This window comes from uncultured Veillonella sp. (assembly GCF_963524655.1).
In the GTDB taxonomy this organism is placed as follows: domain Bacteria; phylum Bacillota; class Negativicutes; order Veillonellales; family Veillonellaceae; genus Veillonella.
Genome location: NZ_CAURHA010000009.1, coordinates 1 through 20,755, shown reverse-complemented (window position 1 = coordinate 20,755; position 20,755 = coordinate 1). Strand labels below are relative to the sequence as shown.

The window sequence follows — 20,755 nt, the reverse complement described above, 5'->3', positions numbered from 1 at the left end:
AATATCATCTCCTACGCTTTCTGAGGGGCTGATTTAAGGCCTGCCTCAACTAAATGATAAATTTGCTCCGCACATTGATTATATACGGTTTGATCAGATCCATAGGGGTCAGTAACATCACCATCTTGCCCACCCCACTCGGAAATCGTTTTGATTTTACCTTCCTCAAAGGGGAATTGGCGAAGTAGTACAGATTTGTGATCTTTCGTCATACCGATGATTAGATCTGCTGCATTTACGAGCTCCATAGTTAATGGTCTCGATTCATGATCGGAAATATCAGCAATGGGACGGACAGCTACAACGGCTTGTTCAGTTGGCTTTGCTCCATAAGCGGCAAATAGACCAGCCGATACAGTCGTTACATCCTTATGTTGCTGTGCTGCAAGGGCCCGTGTAATTCCTTCTGCCATAGGACTACGGCAAGTATTACCGGTACATACAAATAAAATATTCATAATAACATCCTTACTTAATCACATTTTGTGATTACTTTATACATTATAGCAAAAATATCCAATATGTAAAGACATATTTCTATTATCAGTGGACATTTATAATGTTAGAAAATTTACTTATAAATGATATGATGACCGGATGCTTTTTCCATTCGGTTCATGATGGCAACGCCAAAACCGTCATCATTCACACCTTCTGCTAAGATTAGGGTAACACGATTTTCGTTAAAATGTAATAGGCTTTTATAAAAGTCATGGCCTAATGCTAGTGCGTCTCCATGATGTCCAAAACAATGGCACATGAAATGCGAATCGTCTTTAATAAGCTCATAGGTCTCATGACTTACTAAACAGCCAATAGGCCCTTCTATACCTTTAGAAAGTTCATTAAACGTATTAGCTACAGATTCTGGAGTACCAACGACAACAGTCATAGGTGCATCAGGAGCATAATGTGTATACTTCATACCAGGCGCCTTAGGTTTAGTTTCATCACTCACTAAGGCTGTGTCGTACTCTACAGTGGAAACAACAGTTTCTAGCTGTGCCTTTGTAATCCCACCTGGACGTAAAATAATAACTTTATCATCATGCACTTCTACTACAGTAGACTCTACACCAATTGTGCAAGGACCAGCATCTAAAATATAAGAAATGCGACCATTCATATCGTTATATACATCTTGAGCCGTAGTTGGACTAGGACGGCCTGAAATATTAGCACTTGGCGCTGCTATAGGTATACCTGCACGTTGTAACAACACGCGACATCCATCATGATCAGGACAGCGAAGTGCTACACGAGGTAATCCACCTGTTGCACGGTCTGGCACTAAATCAGACTTAGGTAGTGTAATCGTTAAAGGTCCTGGCCAAAAATTATCCATCAAGGCTTGAGCCGTTGTAGAAACTTCAGTGACTAATGGTTTAATACTTTCACTATTGGGAATATGCAAAATCAACGGATTATCTGATGGACGGCCTTTGGCAGCATAGATTTTATCCATCGCCTCTGGATCAAGACCATTGGCACCCAAACCGTATACAGTTTCTGTCGGTATAGATACCAATTCACCATTGCGTAATGCACGAGCTAACATATCTATATCTTGTTCAGATGGATTTGTAATAATTTTAGTATCCATATTAGCCCTCATACACAGCTGTAACTACGCGATTATGTCCACCTAGATCAGCTATAAATTGAATATTTGAATATTGACCGGTTGCTTCTAATAGTTTTCTTACCGCCTCAGCTTGGTCATAGCCCACTTCAAAGGCTACGCGACCATTAGTTTCTAAATAAGCACCACATTCTCTGGCGAGAATACGATAGAATACAAGTCCATCCTCTCCACCAAATAACGCAATATGAGGCTCATTTAACACATCTTGAGACAACATCTTTGCATCACCAGTACGAATATATGGCGGATTAGAAACGATGAGGTCAAATTTCTCATCCGTTCCACGCAAAGCTGAAAACATATCAGATTCTTTAAATTCAACTCGTTCAGTTAAGTTAAAGGAGTCTGCATTCTCTCTAGCTAGTGGCAAAGCATCTGTAGAGATGTCTAACCCTACACCTACTGCATTTGGCAAATAATGTAATAAACTTAGCAATATCGTCCCTGGACCAGTACATACATCAAGAATACGCATAGTGCAATCTTCAGAATACGTATCTAGTACATGTTCAATCAATGTTTCCGTATCAGGTCGCGGAATTAAAACTTTATCGTTCACCTTAAAGGTAAGGCCCATAAAGTCCTTTTGCCCCGTAATAGATGCTACACTATATCCCTTAGCTCTTTGTTGTACAAGCGGTCTAAAGGCATCTAGCTCCTCTTGAATTAGAGGTTGGTCATAGTGAGTATATAGATAAATACGATCTTTACCTAAAACGTGAGAAAGCAGTACTTCCCCATCAAGTCGAGGTGTATCCATCTCCTTGCTTTGAAAGTACTGCTCTGTCCACTGGAGAATACGACCGATTGTCCAAATCTCCTTATGCATTTGTATTAGCCTCCTGCATTTTTGCCGCTTGGTCAGCAGCATTTAAGGCTTGAATTATTTCATCAAGATCGCCATTTAATACAGCATCTAGTTTATAAAGTGTTAAGTTAATGCGGTGATCTGTTACGCGACCTTGTGGGTAGTTGTACGTACGAATACGTTCACTACGGTCACCAGTGCCAACTTGACTCTTACGATCTGCTGCCATACTAGCTTGCGCCTCTTGTTCGGCTTGGTCTTGTAATTTAGCACGTAATACGCGCATCGCTTTATCTTTATTTTTAAGCTGAGAACGTTGGTCTTGGCACGCTACAACAATACCAGTTGGTAAGTGAGTAATACGAACGGCAGACTCAGTTTTATTGATGTGCTGACCGCCTGCACCACTGGCACGGTAAGTGTCGATTTTTAAATCTTTTTCATTAACTTCAATATCGACATCTTCCATCTCTGGTAATACAGCTACTGTAACTGTAGACGTATGTACACGACCTTGTGTTTCTGTAGTAGGTACACGTTGTACACGATGTACACCAGATTCAAACTTCATCTTAGAGTATACATTCTCGCCTTCTACAGAGAAAACAACCTCTTTAAAGCCACCTAGTTCAGGTTCATTCGCATCGATAATTTCACAACGCCACCCTTGGCTTTCCGCATATTTTGTGTACATACGGAACAAATCGCCTGCGAATAAGGCTGCTTCGTCACCGCCAGCACCACCGCGAATCTCAATGATAATATTCTTATCGTCATTAGGATCCTTAGGCAATAATAGGATTTGTAACTTTTCTTCTAATTCCTCTTTTTGAGGTTTTAACTCTTTTAATTCCTCTTGAGCCATTTCGCGGAATTCTTCATCCAAAGATTTATCTTCGATAACTTCCATAGCTTCATCAAGGCCAGCTAATACTTTTTTATAAGTACGGAATGTTTCAACTGTTTCAGATAATTGGGAATGTTGACGTGTCAATTTACGCCATTCATCTTGGCGAGCAATGATTTCAGGGTCACTGATGCGCTGCTCAAGGTCCATAAATTTATCTTCAATAACTTGTAATTTATCTACTAACATGTTTATTCCTCTTCATATGCATCACTCTCAGGAGGACGAACCTCTTCAAGAGCACGTATAGCTACTTCAATTTGATCATCTTCTGGTTCACGTGTGGTCATGTATTGTAATACAAGACCGGGTTTAATGATGGCTTTCACAAAGGAATGCTCACTGCGTCCAGCAAGACGAATGACCTCGTACGCAATACCTGCTACTACGGGCATAAGCAGTACGCGGCTCAGAATACGTTCTAGTAAATTAGGCCAACCTAAAAAAGCAAATACAAAGATACTCACTACCATAACGATAAGTAAGAAGTTTGTACCACATCGGGCATGTAACCGACTTTGTTTACGAACGTTTTCTACGGTAAGAGGCAAATCTAATTCATAAGTATGAATTGTTTTATGCTCTGCCCCATGATATTGGAAAACTCGTTGAATATCCTTCGTAAGACCAATCCCCCAAATGTAGAGCAAGAATAGCACTAAACGAATGACACCTTCAATGAGATTTAATACTACATGATTATCCTGTACACCAGGAATAAATTTTACGATAAATGTTGGCAAAGCCAAAAATACAGCTATCGCAAAGACTGTGGAAATAACCATGGTAATGGCAATTTCACTATTAGACATTTCCTCCTCTTCATCACCAGCTGCCTTGGCGGAAAAGGACAATGCCTTCATGCCAATCACTAGAGATTCATAGAGAGCTACACAGCCACGAAGAAATGGTTTTTTCAAAATTGGATATGTGTCAGCAATAGATTTTGTAGCCTCTTTTTGAACTACAATAGTGCCTGCTGGCTCACGTACAGCTGTTGCCGTATAGCCAGGGCCTCTCATCATGACACCTTCGATCACAGCTTGTCCACCGACAAACTTTTTAATACGTTCTGTGTTCACAAGAGCTCCTCTCATAAACAAATAGAGGCAGAGCCCATAGCCCTGCCAATAGATGCTACATTACATGACAAATTATTTGCCGTAACGTTTGTTAAATTGTTCAATACGACCACGAGCTTGAGCTGCGCGTTGTTGACCAGTGAAGAACGGATGGCATTTGGAGCAAACGTCTACACGAAGGTCTTCTTTTACAGAGCCAGTTTTGAATGTGTTGCCACAACCGCAAGTTACTGTAGCTTCTTTATAGTCTGGATGAATACCTTGTTTCATTCTATACACCTCTTTCCGACAATCAATATTATTCTTATAGATTATAGCATGACACTTGTACAAATGCAAGTTGCCAATACTATTCCTTGGATGCTTGTTTTTCTTCAATAGACTCAGCTAGGATAGTCTCCAAGTCGCTTTCGTTGAGAATATCGCGCAACGCAATAAGCTCTTCTAAAGACAAAGTAATACCCTTTTTCATGCTTGTATATTCACTATCCCAAGCGCGAAGATCAAACTTAGGATTATATTTGCCCCAGCTAGTACATGTTAATTGTTTTTTCCAACCATCTTTATCTTCAGACAAAGTACCGATAACTTTGAAGATTTCAAAATTGATAACTGCCATGGTGCCTCCTTTCTTACACATGCGTGTAGTATGTTTCATACCTACTATATTTAGTAGTTCATATTTTTTAGGATACGATATATTTTAAACTAAAAGCTTAAGTTTTACAATTAGTTTTTATAGTCGCTATAATCTTCAATATCAATAGATGTTGTAGGAGGCATAACTTGAGCTCCTAATGTATCTACTGTTTCCTTCCAGTTCTCTGTTGCTGCTGTGACAGCGTTAATATACGCTTCATCTGCGGCTTGAACAGATTCAATTAATTGGGCTTCGTCTTTTACATCTAATACGCGACGACGTACACTGCTAAGCATATAGCCGAAGGATTCTTCTGTTTGCACGAGCATAGAGATTTCTTGAATTAATGTTTGACCAATTGTACTGCAGAAGTACGCATACCACATATAAGCAAGTTCTGCGTCTGGGAACATCCAGTATACATCATCTGTAGGTGCTTCTGTTGTAATATCTACGTCTACATGATCTGTATAACGTTTGAAAGTAAGGAAGTAAGCGCCGCTTTCAACAAGAGCATTACGACCTAATTCAGATACACGACTATCGATACAGTAAATGCCATCTTGACCTAATGCCACATCAGTTTGACCACCTGGCAATAAGATAGAACGTAAGGATAAACCATAATTTAATACGGAAAATACTGGTAATTGAGCAAATACACCATGAGGTAATGGAATATAATTAATCGCTTTCCACTCATCCCCTACACGTTCACGAAGGCCAACGCGCATCTTTTTAACTTCATATTTACCATATACAATTTCGTAAGCCCCTAATGGAGTCCACTCACGGATGGCTTCCACTCGTTTTTGGTTCAAGAAGAATTGTAAGGCCATATTGTTTAAGCCCAATTGATTTTGTACCATCGTTGCAGGTAAGAACAATTGTGCAGTCCCTTCTGGTACCAAGTTATGCAAACCATTCGCCACTTCCTCTACAATATCTTCAGAAGATTGGAACATGCCAACCGTACCTGTAAAGATATGGTCAAAGTAGCTGCGATGAGGCCAATGATTAATGATTTGAGCCATCGGATATAGACGAGATAAGATACTATAGCATACTGGAGATGCCGTGTAGAGAACAACCTTTTTATCTTCATAAGATTGAAGAATTTCCTCTACCATGCCAGTATATTCTTCTACATAAGCGTAAAGAACGAGCTCTCCCGTTTTACTATGGGCTTCAATGCTTTCACGAACAGGAGTTTCCCAAATAGTGCCTACATCTAGGCCATCTAAGATACCTGTATCACTGATAAAATCAAAGAGTTCCACCCTAAAGGATGGTCCATATAACGCTTGAAACGTATTTAAATCGTATGGTACAGGACCAAAGGATTCAACAGTAGATTTTTCTGCCAATCCAGATAGCTCCTCTGGTGTTACACCCCACTCACGGGAACTAGCGTTGCTAGAAATCAATTGATCTAATACATTAAAACGCATTAATTCATTTACAATATCGATGCCTTCAATACCATGAGTGGCACAAAGGGTAATAAATTCTTCATTATTTGCTTTCATATTAAACCTTTCCTGCAGAAGGACATAGATGATTTAAGAAACAGTCTTCACATAAAGGCTTACGAGCCTTACATAATTTACGACCATGGTAAATTAACCAGTGATGTGCAGCAGCCCAATCCTCTTTTGGAATGGCCTTTTGCAATTTTAGTTCCATCTCTTCTGGGGTCTTTGCAATACCTAGTTTTAATCGATTTGATACGCGGAATACATGAGTATCTACCGCAATGGCTGGTGTACCAAACAGTACTGACACAACCACATTTGCCGTCTTACGACCTACGCCTGGTAATTCAACGAGTTGATCAAACTCAGGAGGTACCTCGCCATGATATTGTTCTACCAAAATTTGGCAGGTAGCAATTAAGTTTTTTGCTTTGGACTTATAAAGACCGCAATCTTTAATAAGAGTTTCTAGTTTTGTAACCCCTATTTCAAGCATTTTAGCAGGATGATTTAATTCAGGAAACAATCGTTTCGTAACGATATTTACCCGTTCATCCGTACATTGAGCGGACAAGACAACAGCTACTAATAATTCAAATTCATTTGTATACTCAAGGGCAGGTTTTGCATCAAAATAATGCTCTTGTAATAATTTTAACTGCTCTGCCTTTATTGCTTTTGTTACACGCATACAGCTCTCCTTTCTCACTTGTGAAAGTACAGACGCGTACAACTTATATCTTACCATACGTATTCATTTAGTTCTATGTTATAATAAATCATGTTATTCTAATATAGAATACAGGAGGTCAATATGAGTAATATTAACGATACATTAAAACGTATAAATGAACTAGCAGCAAAGAAAAAATCTGGGCAACAACTCACACCAGAGGAATTAGTAGAAAAAAAAGAACTTTATGAAATTTACTTAAATTTTATTCGAGGCCAAATTACAGATACATTGGACCGTGTTGAATTCGTAGATCCTGAAACAGGTGAACGAACAGCTCCTAAACAAGCGCTCGAAAACTTGGCTAAACAAGCTGACAAAGACATAAAAGAACATAAAGATATTCACTAATATAAGAAAAAGCCACTTGATACGAGTATCAAGTGGCTTTTTGTATAAGTTTTAATTATCTATTATAATTTGCCGAGTCGTTTCATAACATTATAAATTTTTTCAGCTAGTCCTGTCATTTGGAATTTAGGAATACCACAGGCAGCCACACGAATACCCTTAGCTAAAGCAATAACATAAACATGTTCTTTCTTCAATTCTTCGCAGATAGCATTAGCAGAATCTGTAGGAATTGTAATGAAGAAACCACCGCGGTAAGGCAACATAGGAAGGCCTACTTGTGCGGCTTCTTCTTTGAAGATGTCAGCACGATCGCGAATCAATTGGTAATAGCTATTACGCTCCTCTTCATAGGTTTTAAATTTAACAGGATCTGCCACAATATTTGCCATTGTACGCATTGCAGGACGACAAATATTAGACCATGTTGCACGGCTAGTATTTTTGTTGATTTCTAAGAATTCATCAGCGATTTCTTCATCATCAGAAATACCGATCATAGCACCTACACGTTGACCGTACATAGTAAAGCCTTTAGACAAGCTATAGCACACACATGTAAGGATAGCTTTTGGCAAGTGCCCAAATTTGCTAAAGAATCCACGTACTTCCTCTCTATCACCAGAGAAGTCTAGATACGCCACATCAATACCAATGATGACATTATTACGACCAATCGCAACAAGTTCTTTCAAGAAATTAAGGATGGAGTCCCAATCTTTGTCTTCAATAGAGTAACCAGTTGGGTTATTACCAGGTGTATTGAACAGGATTACTACATTTGTTTGTCTTGCTGCTAATTCGTTTACACGATTTTTGAATGCTTCATGATTAAAGTTATTTTGCTCATCAAATAAAGAGTACGTTACAAGTGTACGACCAATGTCGCTACAAATTACTTTATAAGCACCCCAGTACCAGTCAGCAGTTAACACTTCATCACCAGGCTCAGTATAGTTATGAATTAAGTGATGGATACCGCCAGTGCCACCAGCTGTAGCGATGCTACGGATGTGACCTTCTGGACGAGAATTACCAAAACATTCTTTCTCAGCAGCTGCTAAAAACTCTGGAACACCTGCAATTGGAGCATAGCCAATATGTTCAGTGTCAGAAAGACCCAAATATTCTTCTTTAACGGTTTTGAGGAAAACTAATTTGCCATCTTCATCATGAATAGCACCTAAAGTACCGTTTATAACGTTCTCGCGACCATTTTCTTTAGCATCAGCTAATGCTTGTCCAGCAGTAACAAAGATCACGTCTTTTAATTTTTTCCCTTTTGCATGCTTTGCAGCAACACTTGTCATAACTTACACCATCCTATCTAAAATGAATATTACACATTTATAATACCTAAACTGCTTTAATTATACAACGTGTATTCATGAAATATATTGTATACATAAGAAATTTTACTAATTACAAGCAATTTAATCATTAAACAAGCTTTGTATAGAATATACTAAATATCCTATACAAAACTCTTATAATAAAAAATATACAAAAAACAGTAAATATATAACAAAAAAAGGACCACTCATAAGAGTGGTCCCAATTTCCTTAGAAGGAGTAGCCTACACCAGCGTGTAAACCTTTTGCAGTTTTATCGTTACTATCTACGCTATATTTATCATAGCCATAATATAGGTTTAAGTCGATATCAGGACGTACTTCGTATTGAGCACCTACTTGGTAAGTTTGCTTAATATCGTTGCCCCAACCAGCTTTAGCAAAGCCGTTTACTTTTTCTGTTAAAGGTACATGACCGATAACACCAGCTTGGAAGCCCAATTCAGTGTCATTTGTACGAATTGCAGTACCTGCACCATAAACGTTTACGTTTGGATGCACTTTGTAAACTAATGCTAATTGATGATCTTTGATATCACCATTTTTTGCATTTACTTTATCGTAAGAATATTGTACTGCCGTTTTATCGGAAAGATCATGTTGCAAAGAAACACCAAAACCATCGTTGCTATTACCGCCACCTTTGGATACATGTTGTTTAAATGCATAATCAGCTTGTACCTTAGTGGAACCATCGCTAATTTTTGTTACAGGTGCTGCAGCAAATGCGCTACCTGCTACAACTGTTGCTGCTAGAGTTAATAATACTAATTTCTTCATTTGTACCTCCTATACACATACCTACTAGTATGTCTTACTAAGTTACTATTTACAGATGTTATAGTTATACACTCTATAAATTAGCGTTTCATGAATACAGGGATATCAGGGATACCACTGTTAGAATTTGTAGTGGATGTTGGACGAGATGTAGTCGTTGTTTTACCGAATTCTGGCACACTTTTTGCACTAGAATTGAAGCCAGTTGCAACAACTGTAATTTGTACTTTATCGCCCAAGCTTTCATCGATAACAGAACCAAAGATAATATTAGCATCAGGATCTGCTGCATCAGAAATAATTTCAGCTGCTTCATTAACTTCAAAGATGCTCAAATCAGAGCTACCAGAAATATTAAGCAAGATGCCTTTTGCACCATCGATGGAAGTTTCCAACAATGGGCTATTAATAGCCATTTTTGCAGCATCAGCAGCGCGGTTTTCACCTTCGCCAACACCAATACCCATCAAGGCTTCGCCTTGTTCTGTCATGATAGTTTTAACATCAGCAAAGTCAAGGTTAATCAAACCAGGAATTTGAATCAAGTCGGAAATACCTTTGATACCTTGGCGAAGAACATCATCGGCTTTACTGAATGCATCAGTAATAGTACATTTTTTATCAACAACTTGTAGTAGTTTGTCATTAGGGATAACGATAATTGTATCAACTTTTTGAGTCAAGAACTCAATACCTTTTTCTGCTGCAGCACGACGGCGTTTACCTTCGAACGCAAAAGGTTTAGTTACTACGCCTACAGTTAATGCACCAACTTCTTTAGCACATTCTGCAACGATTGGAGCAGCACCAGTACCAGTACCACCACCCATACCTGCAGTTACGAATACCATATCAGCACCTTCAAGAGCTTTGATGATTTCTTCGCGACTTTCTTGAGCAGCTTCTTCACCAACTTGTGGATTAGCACCCGCACCAAGACCTTTAGTTACTTTTTCACCAATTTGAATTGTTACATCTGCTTTAGACAATTCAAGCACTTGGTTTTCCGTATTAACTGCTAAGAATTGAACACCTTTAATTTGGTTATCTACCATGCGATTAACAGCGTTATTACCACCGCCACCAACACCGATAACTTTAATATTTGCAAAATCAGACATTGAACTTCCTCCTCTTATCGTTATTTATCGTATCAATATACGTCCCAATGTATCGATTTATATACTGACTATCTTATAACAATTACATTTATTTTACACTAAAATTTAAAAACTTTCCACTATATAGAATGTGATTTATTAGAACCGCTTAGTCATAATAATCTTGCGTATAGCACCTACATTAATAAATACTCGCAACCCAAACCCAATGAGAGCTACATAATATAGATTAATACCAATTAGGTCGCCTACATATACAAGAATAACAGCTAAAACTACATTTGAAAAGAACCCAATCACAAAATTACTAAGATCAAAAATCCGTTCCAATGCAGCTCGACTACCGCCAAACACTGCATCCAACGCTGCCAGAACCGCTACAGATGTATAGTTCGCATAACTGATAGGAATATGAATTGGTGCTATCCAACCTAATGTAGCCCCTACAATGAGCCCAGCGATGGCAAAGATATAAATATTCATTCTTTACCTCCTAACTCATTAGGCTTCATATGTTCTTCTCGGAAGGTTCCTGTGAAAGCTGGAATAGCTATCTCATGCTCTTCCTTGATAGTTACTTTAATTCCCCAATGTTTAAGCGAATCTACTACGCCACCACGCATAGTAAGCGCAGAGTTTAACGTTTTAGGATCACCAATAGCTTTTACAACGAAGGGAGCTCCAAAGACTTTCCCATTAACTGTAATAGTAGGACCGGAACAACGTATTTCTGATGTACCAATCAACCGTTGATCATTGATAGCTATCGCCTCAGCCCCACCAGCGCGTAACTCATTAACGATACGCAAAATATCTTCGTCATGAATTACATACAAGTTAGGATTTTCACCACTTTGAATTGGTTTTAAACTATCTTCAATCAACACGCTAACTCCAGAACCTTTAACATTTGTTAAGGCCGCTCTCATCATGAGCTGTTCATCAACTTTAACGTCTGTAGTAGTACCATTTTGTTTAAGCGTTTCTATTTGCTTCAATAAAGCATCCCGCTCGCTTTGGGCTTCACGTAGTTGAACGGCTAAATCACCAGCCCGTTGCAAGCGAATGTTTTCTTCTATATTATCTTGTGTCATCTTATATTGAGTTACAACCATGAACCCTAATATACAACTGACTAAGGCTATTGCCCACCGTTCGTGTCTCACGACAATCATCTACCTTTTATCTTCAACATGACCTTGTTTATCTTGTTTTGTATCATCTTTCTTAGTAGATGAAGTTTCCGTAGTCGGTGCCCCATTTTGATGTTTCTTTCCTTCAGGAATTACATCAGTCTTAATGTACGGTGATGAAATATTAACATCTATATATTGCACATTACCATGAGTTTTCTTAATATCTTGTAACATCGACTGTGTTAGCTCTGCCTTTTTAGGTAAGTCTTTACCATCACCTAAGCGAATCTGTACACCAGATACAGTATAAGCCATAATCGCATCAGGATCACCAATATTGACCTCTGCAATATTCTTGAACGTATTTTCATCAAGAGAATTCAAATACTCAAGAGCCGCTAGAATCGGCTTATCTACAACTGTATCGCCTAATAAAATATTTCCAGCTTTCACACCAGAAATCATTGGTACAGATGTATCTTGTATAGCTGGTTCTGATGCGATAACTTGACCTTTACTATCAATAGTTAAGTATCCGAACTGGGCCGGTACTACAGCAACGGCCTTACGTTCTACAATGTGAACCTCCATAGTCAGTGGCAATTGATATCGTATTTGGGCCTCTTCAACCCGCAAATCCTTTGCCAATCTAGATTTTAATTTTTCTGTACTAATTTGCAAAATATTGACAGGTTCATGTATATCACCTGCCACCATTACATCTTGTACAGTTACCTTATCCGAACCCGTAATCTTTAAGGATCCAAAAGGAATAGGTAGTGTAAACAACCCCACCAACACGAGAGTAACTGCACCACCGATTTTTAACACTCGTTTTCTAAATACAGCCCGTTCGTCTCGAACAGGTGTAGAAGACTGCATCTCCCCAGAGTTGGATGGATGGTTTTGCTTATCATCCATAGATAACTCCTTCTGTTCTATTTAGCCTTTAAAATTTCCCTATACTAGCTGTTAATAGAATTTTTTCACATAATGTAGGGAAATCAATTCCCATTTCATTAGCTGCTTTTGGTACTAAAGACGTTGCCGTCATACCAGGAACGGTATTGTACTCAAGAACATACATTTTATCTGCATGATCTGTCATAATATCTACACGAATAACCCCACTGCCTTGCACCTCGCGATACACAAGTTCCCCAATGCGTTGCATTTCAGCAGTCATTTCGTCGCTAATAGGTGCTGGTACCAAGTATTCTGTAGCACCTACAGTGTATTTGCTCTTGTAGTCATATTCGCCAGAATGTGGACGAATTTCAATGACTGACAATGCTTTACCATCCAAAACAGCCACCGTAAACTCGCGACCATCAAGGAATTGTTCTACTACGAGAATTGGATCATATTTAAGAGCCTCTGTTACTGCTGCTTCTAATTGTGATTCCTCACGAACGATTGTAACGCCAATGCTGGAGCCTTGCGTAGCAGACTTAACAACTACAGGAATAGTAAATTCTTTACGAATATGATCGATAATTGCCTCGGCAGATTCAAGATTACCATTATAGGATTCAGATCTTGCAGTTGGAATATTAGCGCCTTTAAATACGTCTTTACTTACTTTTTTATTCATGCCCACAGCATGAGCCATGATGCCGGAGCCAGTATATGGGATTTCTGCCATTTCTAAAAGGCCTTGCAAAGCACCATCTTCACCATAGCGACCATGAATAGCATTAAATACGACTTCACCGCCTAAGGAATCGATATCTTTCAATACTGTACGAGGATTAAGTTCTAATGTTTGAGCCTTATACCCTTTGCTCACAAGTGCTTCTGCAATAGCAGCGCCTGTGCGACGAGATACTTCAGCTTCTTCGGAAGGACCACCCATCAATACGATTATTTGTTTATCTTTCATTGTAAGCCTTCCTCCAATATCGCTAATAATTTTGGGCCATATTGATTGATAGAACCAGCGCCCATTGTAATAACCAAGTCATTTGGTCTTACTACTTTTGCCAATACTTCAGGTAAATCATCAACAGATGGTACATAATTTACGTCTTGACCGGTAGCCTTTTTGATGGCATTTGGAATCGTAGTCCCATCAATACCAGGGATCGGATCTTCACCAGAACTATAAATGTCTGTCATGTACACTTCGTCAGCGCTTGTGAAAGCAGTAGCAAACTCATCCTTCAACAAACTTGTCCGTGAGAATCGATGTGGTTGGAATACACAGATGACACGATGTTTCTCAAGTTCTTTTGCTGCTTTCAAAGTAGCTTTAATTTCTGTAGGATGATGAGCATAATCATCTACAACCCACACGCCAGCTACATGACCTTTCGTTTCAAAACGGCGTTTTGCGCCTATAAATTTGCCTAAGCCTTTGGTAATAACACGTGCTTCTACGCCACAACAATCATGAGCCACAATAAATGCCGCTAAAGAATTCAATACGTTGTGGTCACCAGGTACACGCAAACGAACGCGATCAATATTAACACCTTTATGATATACATCGTATACCAACGTAGAATCTACATAGTGAATATTTTTAGCTACATAATCATTACTATCATCTAAGCCATAAGTAATAAAGTTGCGTTTTACGCGATTCATAACATAGCGAATACTTTCATTATCACCACATACGATGGCCTTGCCATTTTCTGGAAGTGTTTCTACAAACTCACAGAATGCATTAAGCAAATTATCCATCGTTTTGTAGTGATCCATATGATCATCTTCAATATTAGTAATAACGATAGTATGTGGACGCAACTTCAAGAAAGACCCGTCACTTTCATCCGCCTCTACAACGGAGAAGTGGCCTTTACCAAGACAGCTGCTGCCTTTAAGGTAATCTACTTCACCACCGATAATTACCGTGGGATCTGCATCGGCTTCTACTAAGATTTGGCCAATCATAGATGTAGTAGAAGTCTTACCGTGTGCCCCTGCTACTGCGATGCCATCCGTTACATCAAGCACTGCTTTTACAATATCAGAGCGATGCAAAATGGTAATTCCTTGTTCTTTCGCAGCGACGATTTCAGGATTATCCTCACGAATCGCTGTAGAACGAACTACTGCATCTACACCATTTACATATTCTTTATTATGACCAATATGAACCGTAGCACCCATTTCTCTAAACTTAGAAATAACTGCAGATTCAGCTACATCTGAACCAGATACGTCATAACCTTTTTGAATTAAAATATTCGCTATAGCACGCATGCCAGATCCACCGATACCAATGAGGTGAATCTTGTGAATACCATCTAACATAAAAGCTCTCCTTGTTACTTTGCAATAGATAATGCAAGTTTTGCAATATCATGAGCTGCATTTGGTTTGCCCAACTGCAATGCTCGTTCTCCCATTTGTGCCAACAAATCACGGTTGTCCATAAACATCTCAATTTCACCTATTAAGTCGTGAGCACTCAACATTTTATCAACGATCATATGAGCCGCCCCTTCTTGCACAAATATACGCGCATTATAGGTTTGATGGTCTTCCGCTGCATATGGATACGGCACCAATACAGATGGAATACCACGAACTGCTAATTCAGCAAGACCTATAGCACCAGATCTAAACACCGCTAAATCAGCGGCAGCTAAAGCCTTCGGCATATCATGTAAATACGGCAAAATTAAAGATGATTGACCCAAGCCTTCCCCATCGGTAATACCCAATTGAGATAGTACAGATTCATACTCTCCACTACCTGTAATATGGATTAATTTAATCCCTTCTTTACCTTGGAAGTGCTTATGTACATCAATCATGGCATTATTGATGGTTCGCGCCCCCCGAGAACCACCCGCTATGAGGACTGTGAAAGTATCATCACTTAAATTGAAATAATTGCGCCCCGCTGTTCTTGAGTCAACTAACACCTCAGGACGAACTGGATTACCAGTATACACTACGCGTTTTGCTTTAGAAAAAGATGCTGCTGCATCCTTATAGCCCATCGCTACAACATCAACAAAACGACTCAAAATTTTATTAGTAATGCCTGCAATGACATTCTGCTCTTGAATTAAGGTTGGAATGTTATGTAATGCAGCTGCCATGAGAATAGGCCCACATACATAACCACCCGTACCAATTACCACATCAGGTCTAAATTTACAAATAATGGCATTAGCTTTAACTATGCCTAACGCAGTTTTACCTAATGTGACTAATGTACCCAATGATAATTGACGTTGCAAACCTTGTACGGGAATCGTAGTAAACTCAATCCCCTCTTTAGGAACTAATGTAGCTTCTAAGCCTTGCTTTGTCCCTACATATAAAACCTTTGCATCAGGGTGTTGTTTCATGATTTCCTTATATATAGTTATTGCTGGATATATATGTCCACCAGTGCCACCACCAGAAATAATGATTTTTTTCATTAATGGTGTCCCCCTTCTTGCAACATCTGAACACAAGCTTTAAAGTCGTCACCGCGTTCTTCGAAACAACTGTACCAGTCAAAGCTTGCACAAGCTGGAGATAATAATACAATATCACCAGACTCAGCTAATTTATAACCTTGTTCTACAGCGTCTTTCATAGATAAAGCGCGGTAAATAGGTTCTACACCAGCCTCTATTGCAGCCGCTTCAAATCGTTCTGCTGCTTCCCCCATGAAAATGACAGCTTTTGTATTTTCTTTAACAAGCTGCATAAACTCTTCTAAAGGTGTCATTTTATCATGACCACCAGCCAGCAGAATAACTGGTTTATCAAAAGATTCCAAAGCTTTAACTACAGAATCAACATTGGTCGCCTTAGAGTCATTATAGAATGTAATCCCATCGATTGTTTTAACCCGTTCCAACCGATGTTCTACACCGTGAAATTCGCTAATAATGCGATGGATTTCCACTATAGGTACACCTAATGCATAGGTTAAAGCAATAACCGTTAAGATATTTTCGATATTGTGACTACCTGGAATATGAATATCTTCATCGCCAATAACAGCTGTCGCTACGCCGTTCTTTACTACATAACATTGACCATTAGCATAATATGCTCCATTCTCGACAGTTTGTTTTTGACTAATTTGTAGAATGTGACTAGGCGCACGATTCTCCATATCAGCTACTACAGAATCATCAATGTTGAGAACTAAGTAGTCGGATTTCAATTGGTTTTCAAAGATCCGTTCCTTAGCTGCGATATAGTTTTCCATCGTCTTATGACGCGCTAAATGATCTGGCGTAATATTGAGCATAATAGCCCCAATAGGTCTAAAATGCTTAATTGTCTCTAATTGATAGCTAGATAGCTCGGCTACTAAAAAACCGCCTACCGGCATCGAATAGGCCACTTCACTAAGAGAGTCGCCAATGTTCCCACCAACGCGAACTGGTTTCCCAGAACCTTCTAGCACTTTAGTTAATAAGGTTGTAGTCGTAGTCTTACCATTTGTACCTGTAACGGCTACGATAGGTGATTTAGATACTTCGTAAGCTAACTCTACTTCGCTAACCACATCAATGCCGCGAGCTTGAGCTGCTTTTACAATGGGAATATCTAAAGAAATACCTGGAGAAATAACAATGCGATCCACGCCATCTAGCAAGGATTCATCTTGACGACCTGTAATAATTTCTACCCCAGCAGAAACTAAACGTCCTTCCTCCGTAGCAGGCAACGTTACAGGCTTATAATCATTTAACACAACATGAGCACCCACTTGGGCTAATACCCAGGATGCGCCTATACCGCTGGCACCAGCACCAAGTACAAGTATATGTTTATCTCCGTATTCCATCTGTATCACCTAAATTATCTACAAAATAATGTATTCCTATCCTATAAGCATACCATTATTTACGGGTTCCGTTAAGTATTATCTTATAAAGTTATGGTCGCTAATACTACACCAATAACGGCTAATACAGCACCAGCAAACCAGAAGCGGTTAACTACGGTTTGTTCTGCCCATCCAGACAATTCGAAATGATGATGAATAGGGCTCATTTTAAATACACGTACACCGCGTGTCTTAAAGGAAATAACTTGGATAATAACAGATAATGCTTCCATAACAAAAATGCCACCGATTACTACAAGTAACAATTCTGTTTTAGTTAAAATAGCCATGGCTGCAAAGGCACCACCTAAAGCCAAAGAGCCTGTATCACCCATGAATACTTTAGCTGGATTTACATTATATACCAAGAAGCCAAGACATACAGCGGCCACAATAGCACCAAAGTAAGCAACGCTTTCAGCACCAATAGAGTTCGTCATAGATGCAGCCATAAGACCAATAACGGAGAAGGCAATCGCCGCCACTGCGGATGTACCGCTTGCAAGACCATCAAGGCCATCGGTAAGATTTACAGCATTTGTAGCACCTACGATAATTAAGAACGCCAATACATAATAACCCCAACCTAATTGAAGTTGTACATCTGCTACAGGAATCCACAATGTAGTAGGAACAACCATAATTTCAGTAATGCAGTAACAGAATACAGCTGCCAAAATAAATTGGCCCAATAATTTTTGCTTAGCTGTTAAACCAAGATTACGTTTTTTAACGGCTTTTACAAAATCGTCAAAGAAACCTAATAAACTATGACCTAATGTTAGGAATAATAACATCCCTGTGCCTACATTCCAAGGTGCAAAAATAGCGACACCAAGAACTAAAGCAATCATCATGAAAGCACCACCCATTGTCGGTGTACCAGCTTTTGCTTGATGGCTTTCAGGACCTTCTTCACGAATACTTTGTTGTGCGTGCAAAGAACGCAACATAGGAATACCGATTTTACCAAGCACGACTGTAATGATAAAGGTCACTACAAAGGCTAACAGAATATGATATATCATATGAATCCTCTACTTATTAATAAACAGATGACGGCTAGATACAACTAGCCGTTATCTTTTATTCTCGATCTTTTAATTCTTCAACAACGCGCTCCATTCGCAAACCACGGGAACCTTTTACAAGGATAACATCCCCTTTTTCACGAATATCGCTATAGGCATTGGCCATTTCTAAATGGCTATTACAACGGAATGTAGTTAAGCCTGCTTTTTTTGCTTCTTTAGCTATAAAAGCAGCTGCATCACCGAAGGTGAATACTACACTATAACCCTCTTCAGCCAATAATTGACCTATTTCACGATGTGCGTCCTCAGAGAAATCGCCAAGTTCAAGCATATCTCCAAGCATGGCAATCTTACGTTTTCCTTCTAATTGCCCCAAAGCTTTAATTGCTTCAGCCATAGAGGAAGGATTTGCATTATATGCGTCATTCAAGATAACGATATCTTCAAATGGTACGATTTCTTGGCGCATAGGAGTGCCTGTAAACTCGCTTAAGCCTTTACGAATTGTATTGGATTTAATCCCCAACACACGGCCTGCTACGATGGCTGCCAATGCATCATATACATTGTGTTCACCAATCATAGGCAAGAAAATATCGAAGACTTCGTCATAACATTTGCAAGTAAACTTGATACCGTCCTTTTTATAACGCAAATGACTGCCAATACATGTAGCATTACGTTCTATACCATACGTAATAGTCTTACCTTTAGCCAGGCTATCCATAGCCTTAACATATGGATCATCTTCATTGAGAATCGCCACACTATTTTCTGGCAAACAACGAATTAACTCACCTTTTGCTTCTGCAATGGCTTCACGAGAGCCCAATAGCTCGATATGGCTCGTGCCAACATTCGTAATAATACCCATAGTTGGTTCAGCGATTAATGCGAGTTCTTCAATTTGACCAAGACCACGCATCCCCATTTCTACTACACAAGCTTCATGTTCTGCAGTTAAACGCAACAATGTTTTTGGCAAGCCAATTTCATTATTAAAGTTTTTCTCTGTTTTTAATACGTTAAATTCTGTACCTAGTACAGCTGCTACCATTTCCTTTGTCGTAGTTTTACCAGAGGAACCAGTAATAGCTACTACAGGAATATCAAAACGGCGACGATGGTAACGTGCCAAGTTTTGGTATGCTACCAAGGTATTTTCTACCTCAATACAAACAATACCTTCTACGGCACGACCTGTTTCTACAATAGCACCTGTAGCACCCTTTTCAATGGCCGTATTGATAAAATCATGACCGTCAAAGGTATCGCCTTTTAAGGCTACAAATAAAAATCCTGATTCAATGGTTCTTGTATCAGTAGACACATCTAAAAACTTAATATTGTCGGTATGTGCACTCGTCCCCGCAGTGGCTTCAACCACTTGAGACAATGTAAATTCTGCCATATTAGATCTCCTTGAGGGCTGCTCGCGCCTCTTCACGATCATCGAAATGAATCGTTTTATCCTTTAAGATTTGGTAATCCTCATGCCCCTTACCTGCAATCAGTACAATATCCCCAGGTTTTGCATTTTGTATTGCATGTTGAATCGCTTCCCGACGATCAACAATAACTTCATAATGAGAGCCTTCATGAAGGCCTTCTTTAACGCCTGCTTCAACATCTTTTACAATTTGTACAGGATCCTCTGTACGTGGATTGTCAGACGTTACATACACAACATCACCATATTGTGCAGCAATGCGGCCCATAATAGGACGTTTAGTAGCGTCTCGGTCACCACCACAGCCAAAGACTACGATAATGCGATTTTCTTGAATAGCCTTTGCAGTTTGTAAAATATTTTCTAAACCATCCGGTGTATGTGCATAGTCTACAACAACTGCAAATGGTTGACCTTCTTCGATTAGCTCAAAGCGACCAGGT

23 protein-coding genes are annotated in these 20,755 nt (G+C 39.2%); 1 reads left to right on the top strand and 22 read right to left on the bottom strand.

Annotation, left to right across the window (positions count from 1 at the left end; translation table 11 throughout):
• Positions 1 to 11 precede the first annotated feature (11 nt).
• The 9 genes from RYM16_RS03095 to nth all read right to left on the bottom strand — a co-directional run bounded on the left by RYM16_RS03095 (position 12) and on the right by nth (position 7,248).
• Positions 12 to 458: a low molecular weight protein arginine phosphatase gene (locus RYM16_RS03095; RefSeq protein ID WP_314982245.1), complete on the bottom strand. Its 447-nt coding sequence runs from the start codon at positions 456 to 458 to the stop codon at positions 12 to 14.
• A gap of 113 nt (positions 459 to 571) precedes the next feature.
• The gene (locus tag RYM16_RS03090; protein ID WP_265138895.1) at positions 572 to 1,603 is read right to left on the bottom strand and encodes an L-threonylcarbamoyladenylate synthase; all 1,032 of its coding nucleotides are present in this window, start codon (positions 1,601 to 1,603) and stop codon (positions 572 to 574) included.
• Position 1,604: 1 nt separating this feature from the next.
• Positions 1,605 to 2,474, bottom strand: coding sequence for a peptide chain release factor N(5)-glutamine methyltransferase (gene prmC / locus RYM16_RS03085; protein WP_265138893.1), 870 nt, complete (start codon positions 2,472 to 2,474; stop codon positions 1,605 to 1,607).
• Positions 2,467 to 3,549, bottom strand: a complete 1,083-nt coding sequence (prfA, locus tag RYM16_RS03080; protein WP_314982243.1) for a peptide chain release factor 1 — start codon at positions 3,547 to 3,549, stop codon at positions 2,467 to 2,469. Before prfA ends, prmC begins: the two co-directional genes overlap by 8 nt.
• Before the next feature lie 2 nt (positions 3,550 to 3,551).
• Positions 3,552 to 4,457 carry a DUF1385 domain-containing protein gene (locus RYM16_RS03075; RefSeq protein WP_287521389.1) on the bottom strand — a complete coding sequence of 302 codons (906 nt, stop codon included), beginning with the start codon at positions 4,455 to 4,457 and terminating at the stop codon, positions 3,552 to 3,554.
• Positions 4,458 to 4,514: 57 nt separating this feature from the next.
• Complete coding sequence (gene rpmE / locus RYM16_RS03070; RefSeq protein ID WP_004696185.1) at positions 4,515 to 4,712, bottom strand: 50S ribosomal protein L31; 198 nt, start codon at positions 4,710 to 4,712, stop codon at positions 4,515 to 4,517.
• Positions 4,713 to 4,791: 79 nt separating this feature from the next.
• On the bottom strand, positions 4,792 to 5,061 hold the full coding sequence (locus tag RYM16_RS03065) for a YdbC family protein (RefSeq protein ID WP_005386267.1): 270 nt from the start codon (positions 5,059 to 5,061) through the stop codon (positions 4,792 to 4,794).
• Between the two features lie 110 nt (positions 5,062 to 5,171).
• Positions 5,172 to 6,611 (bottom strand): hypothetical protein, encoded by a 1,440-nt coding sequence (locus tag RYM16_RS03060; protein ID WP_314982241.1) that lies wholly within the window; start codon positions 6,609 to 6,611, stop codon positions 5,172 to 5,174.
• A gap of 1 nt (position 6,612) precedes the next feature.
• A complete protein-coding gene (nth, locus tag RYM16_RS03055; RefSeq protein ID WP_314982239.1) occupies positions 6,613 to 7,248 on the bottom strand; it encodes an endonuclease III in 636 nt (211 codons plus the stop codon).
• A gap of 123 nt (positions 7,249 to 7,371) precedes the next feature.
• Here nth and RYM16_RS03050 point away from each other — a divergent pair, with 123 nt between their 5' ends.
• A complete protein-coding gene (locus RYM16_RS03050) occupies positions 7,372 to 7,641 on the top strand; it encodes a DUF896 domain-containing protein (RefSeq protein WP_314982237.1) in 270 nt (89 codons plus the stop codon).
• A 62-nt stretch (positions 7,642 to 7,703) separates the two neighbouring features.
• Here RYM16_RS03050 and RYM16_RS03045 read toward each other — a convergent pair whose 3' ends face one another.
• From RYM16_RS03045 to RYM16_RS02985, 13 genes are all read right to left on the bottom strand, one after another.
• Complete coding sequence (locus tag RYM16_RS03045; RefSeq protein WP_314982236.1) at positions 7,704 to 8,951, bottom strand: aminotransferase class I/II-fold pyridoxal phosphate-dependent enzyme; 1,248 nt, start codon at positions 8,949 to 8,951, stop codon at positions 7,704 to 7,706.
• A gap of 253 nt (positions 8,952 to 9,204) precedes the next feature.
• Positions 9,205 to 9,774 (bottom strand): outer membrane beta-barrel protein, encoded by a 570-nt coding sequence (locus tag RYM16_RS03040; RefSeq protein WP_314982234.1) that lies wholly within the window; start codon positions 9,772 to 9,774, stop codon positions 9,205 to 9,207.
• 80 nt (positions 9,775 to 9,854) lie between these two features.
• Entirely contained in the window at positions 9,855 to 10,895 is a 1,041-nt protein-coding gene (gene ftsZ, locus RYM16_RS03035; protein WP_314982232.1) for a cell division protein FtsZ, read from the bottom strand.
• Between the two features lie 138 nt (positions 10,896 to 11,033).
• The gene (locus RYM16_RS03030) at positions 11,034 to 11,378 is read right to left on the bottom strand and encodes a small basic family protein (protein WP_314982230.1); all 345 of its coding nucleotides are present in this window, start codon (positions 11,376 to 11,378) and stop codon (positions 11,034 to 11,036) included.
• Positions 11,375 to 12,070 carry a DUF881 domain-containing protein gene (locus tag RYM16_RS03025; RefSeq protein ID WP_314982228.1) on the bottom strand — a complete coding sequence of 232 codons (696 nt, stop codon included), beginning with the start codon at positions 12,068 to 12,070 and terminating at the stop codon, positions 11,375 to 11,377. Before RYM16_RS03025 ends, RYM16_RS03030 begins: the two co-directional genes overlap by 4 nt.
• Positions 12,071 to 12,952, bottom strand: a complete 882-nt coding sequence (locus RYM16_RS03020; protein ID WP_105098332.1) for a cell division protein FtsQ/DivIB — start codon at positions 12,950 to 12,952, stop codon at positions 12,071 to 12,073. It lies immediately after the preceding gene.
• Between the two features lie 28 nt (positions 12,953 to 12,980).
• Entirely contained in the window at positions 12,981 to 13,913 is a 933-nt protein-coding gene (locus tag RYM16_RS03015; protein ID WP_009351744.1) for a D-alanine--D-alanine ligase, read from the bottom strand.
• A complete protein-coding gene (gene murC / locus RYM16_RS03010; RefSeq protein ID WP_314982226.1) occupies positions 13,910 to 15,292 on the bottom strand; it encodes a UDP-N-acetylmuramate--L-alanine ligase in 1,383 nt (460 codons plus the stop codon). The genes RYM16_RS03015 and murC overlap by 4 nt, the downstream gene beginning before the upstream one ends.
• 14 nt (positions 15,293 to 15,306) lie before the next feature.
• Positions 15,307 to 16,416: an undecaprenyldiphospho-muramoylpentapeptide beta-N-acetylglucosaminyltransferase gene (murG, locus tag RYM16_RS03005; RefSeq protein WP_314982224.1), complete on the bottom strand. Its 1,110-nt coding sequence runs from the start codon at positions 16,414 to 16,416 to the stop codon at positions 15,307 to 15,309.
• Positions 16,416 to 17,786 (bottom strand): UDP-N-acetylmuramoyl-L-alanine--D-glutamate ligase, encoded by a 1,371-nt coding sequence (gene murD, locus RYM16_RS03000; protein ID WP_314982221.1) that lies wholly within the window; start codon positions 17,784 to 17,786, stop codon positions 16,416 to 16,418. Before murD ends, murG begins: the two co-directional genes overlap by 1 nt.
• An 83-nt stretch (positions 17,787 to 17,869) precedes the next feature.
• Positions 17,870 to 18,856: a phospho-N-acetylmuramoyl-pentapeptide-transferase gene (gene mraY, locus RYM16_RS02995; protein WP_105082089.1), complete on the bottom strand. Its 987-nt coding sequence runs from the start codon at positions 18,854 to 18,856 to the stop codon at positions 17,870 to 17,872.
• Positions 18,857 to 18,914: 58 nt separating this feature from the next.
• On the bottom strand, positions 18,915 to 20,273 hold the full coding sequence (murF, locus tag RYM16_RS02990) for a UDP-N-acetylmuramoyl-tripeptide--D-alanyl-D-alanine ligase (RefSeq protein ID WP_274204877.1): 1,359 nt from the start codon (positions 20,271 to 20,273) through the stop codon (positions 18,915 to 18,917).
• A 1-nt stretch (position 20,274) separates the two neighbouring features.
• A partial coding sequence (locus RYM16_RS02985; protein ID WP_314982219.1) for a glutamate ligase domain-containing protein occupies positions 20,275 to 20,755 on the bottom strand: 481 nt, incomplete at its 5' end.

What these genes read in the sequence shown, in the direction of transcription:
- RYM16_RS03065 (WP_005386267.1), bottom strand. Translation starts at nt 5,061, where the DNA reads ATGGCAGTTATCAATTTTGAAATCTTCAAAGTTATCGGTACTTTGTCT.
- prmC (WP_265138893.1), bottom strand. Translation starts at nt 2,474, where the DNA reads ATGCATAAGGAGATTTGGACAATCGGTCGTATTCTCCAGTGGACAGAG.
- RYM16_RS03025 (WP_314982228.1), bottom strand. Translation starts at nt 12,070, where the DNA reads ATGATTGTCGTGAGACACGAACGGTGGGCAATAGCCTTAGTCAGTTGT.
- rpmE (WP_004696185.1), bottom strand. Translation starts at nt 4,712, where the DNA reads ATGAAACAAGGTATTCATCCAGACTATAAAGAAGCTACAGTAACTTGC.
- RYM16_RS03095 (WP_314982245.1), bottom strand. Translation starts at nt 458, where the DNA reads ATGAATATTTTATTTGTATGTACCGGTAATACTTGCCGTAGTCCTATG.
- RYM16_RS03030 (WP_314982230.1), bottom strand. Translation starts at nt 11,378, where the DNA reads ATGAATATTTATATCTTTGCCATCGCTGGGCTCATTGTAGGGGCTACA.
- RYM16_RS03075 (WP_287521389.1), bottom strand. Translation starts at nt 4,457, where the DNA reads ATGAGAGGAGCTCTTGTGAACACAGAACGTATTAAAAAGTTTGTCGGT.
- RYM16_RS03090 (WP_265138895.1), bottom strand. Translation starts at nt 1,603, where the DNA reads ATGGATACTAAAATTATTACAAATCCATCTGAACAAGATATAGATATG.
- murC (WP_314982226.1), bottom strand. Translation starts at nt 15,292, where the DNA reads ATGTTAGATGGTATTCACAAGATTCACCTCATTGGTATCGGTGGATCT.
- RYM16_RS03050 (WP_314982237.1), top strand. Translation starts at nt 7,372, where the DNA reads ATGAGTAATATTAACGATACATTAAAACGTATAAATGAACTAGCAGCA.
- RYM16_RS03045 (WP_314982236.1), bottom strand. Translation starts at nt 8,951, where the DNA reads ATGACAAGTGTTGCTGCAAAGCATGCAAAAGGGAAAAAATTAAAAGAC.
- RYM16_RS03015 (WP_009351744.1), bottom strand. Translation starts at nt 13,913, where the DNA reads ATGAAAGATAAACAAATAATCGTATTGATGGGTGGTCCTTCCGAAGAA.
- nth (WP_314982239.1), bottom strand. Translation starts at nt 7,248, where the DNA reads ATGCGTGTAACAAAAGCAATAAAGGCAGAGCAGTTAAAATTATTACAA.
- murD (WP_314982221.1), bottom strand. Translation starts at nt 17,786, where the DNA reads ATGGAATACGGAGATAAACATATACTTGTACTTGGTGCTGGTGCCAGC.
- RYM16_RS03040 (WP_314982234.1), bottom strand. Translation starts at nt 9,774, where the DNA reads ATGAAGAAATTAGTATTATTAACTCTAGCAGCAACAGTTGTAGCAGGT.
- murF (WP_274204877.1), bottom strand. Translation starts at nt 20,273, where the DNA reads ATGGCAGAATTTACATTGTCTCAAGTGGTTGAAGCCACTGCGGGGACG.
- prfA (WP_314982243.1), bottom strand. Translation starts at nt 3,549, where the DNA reads ATGTTAGTAGATAAATTACAAGTTATTGAAGATAAATTTATGGACCTT.
- RYM16_RS03060 (WP_314982241.1), bottom strand. Translation starts at nt 6,611, where the DNA reads ATGAAAGCAAATAATGAAGAATTTATTACCCTTTGTGCCACTCATGGT.
- RYM16_RS03020 (WP_105098332.1), bottom strand. Translation starts at nt 12,952, where the DNA reads ATGGATGATAAGCAAAACCATCCATCCAACTCTGGGGAGATGCAGTCT.
- ftsZ (WP_314982232.1), bottom strand. Translation starts at nt 10,895, where the DNA reads ATGTCTGATTTTGCAAATATTAAAGTTATCGGTGTTGGTGGCGGTGGT.
- mraY (WP_105082089.1), bottom strand. Translation starts at nt 18,856, where the DNA reads ATGATATATCATATTCTGTTAGCCTTTGTAGTGACCTTTATCATTACA.
- murG (WP_314982224.1), bottom strand. Translation starts at nt 16,416, where the DNA reads ATGAAAAAAATCATTATTTCTGGTGGTGGCACTGGTGGACATATATAT.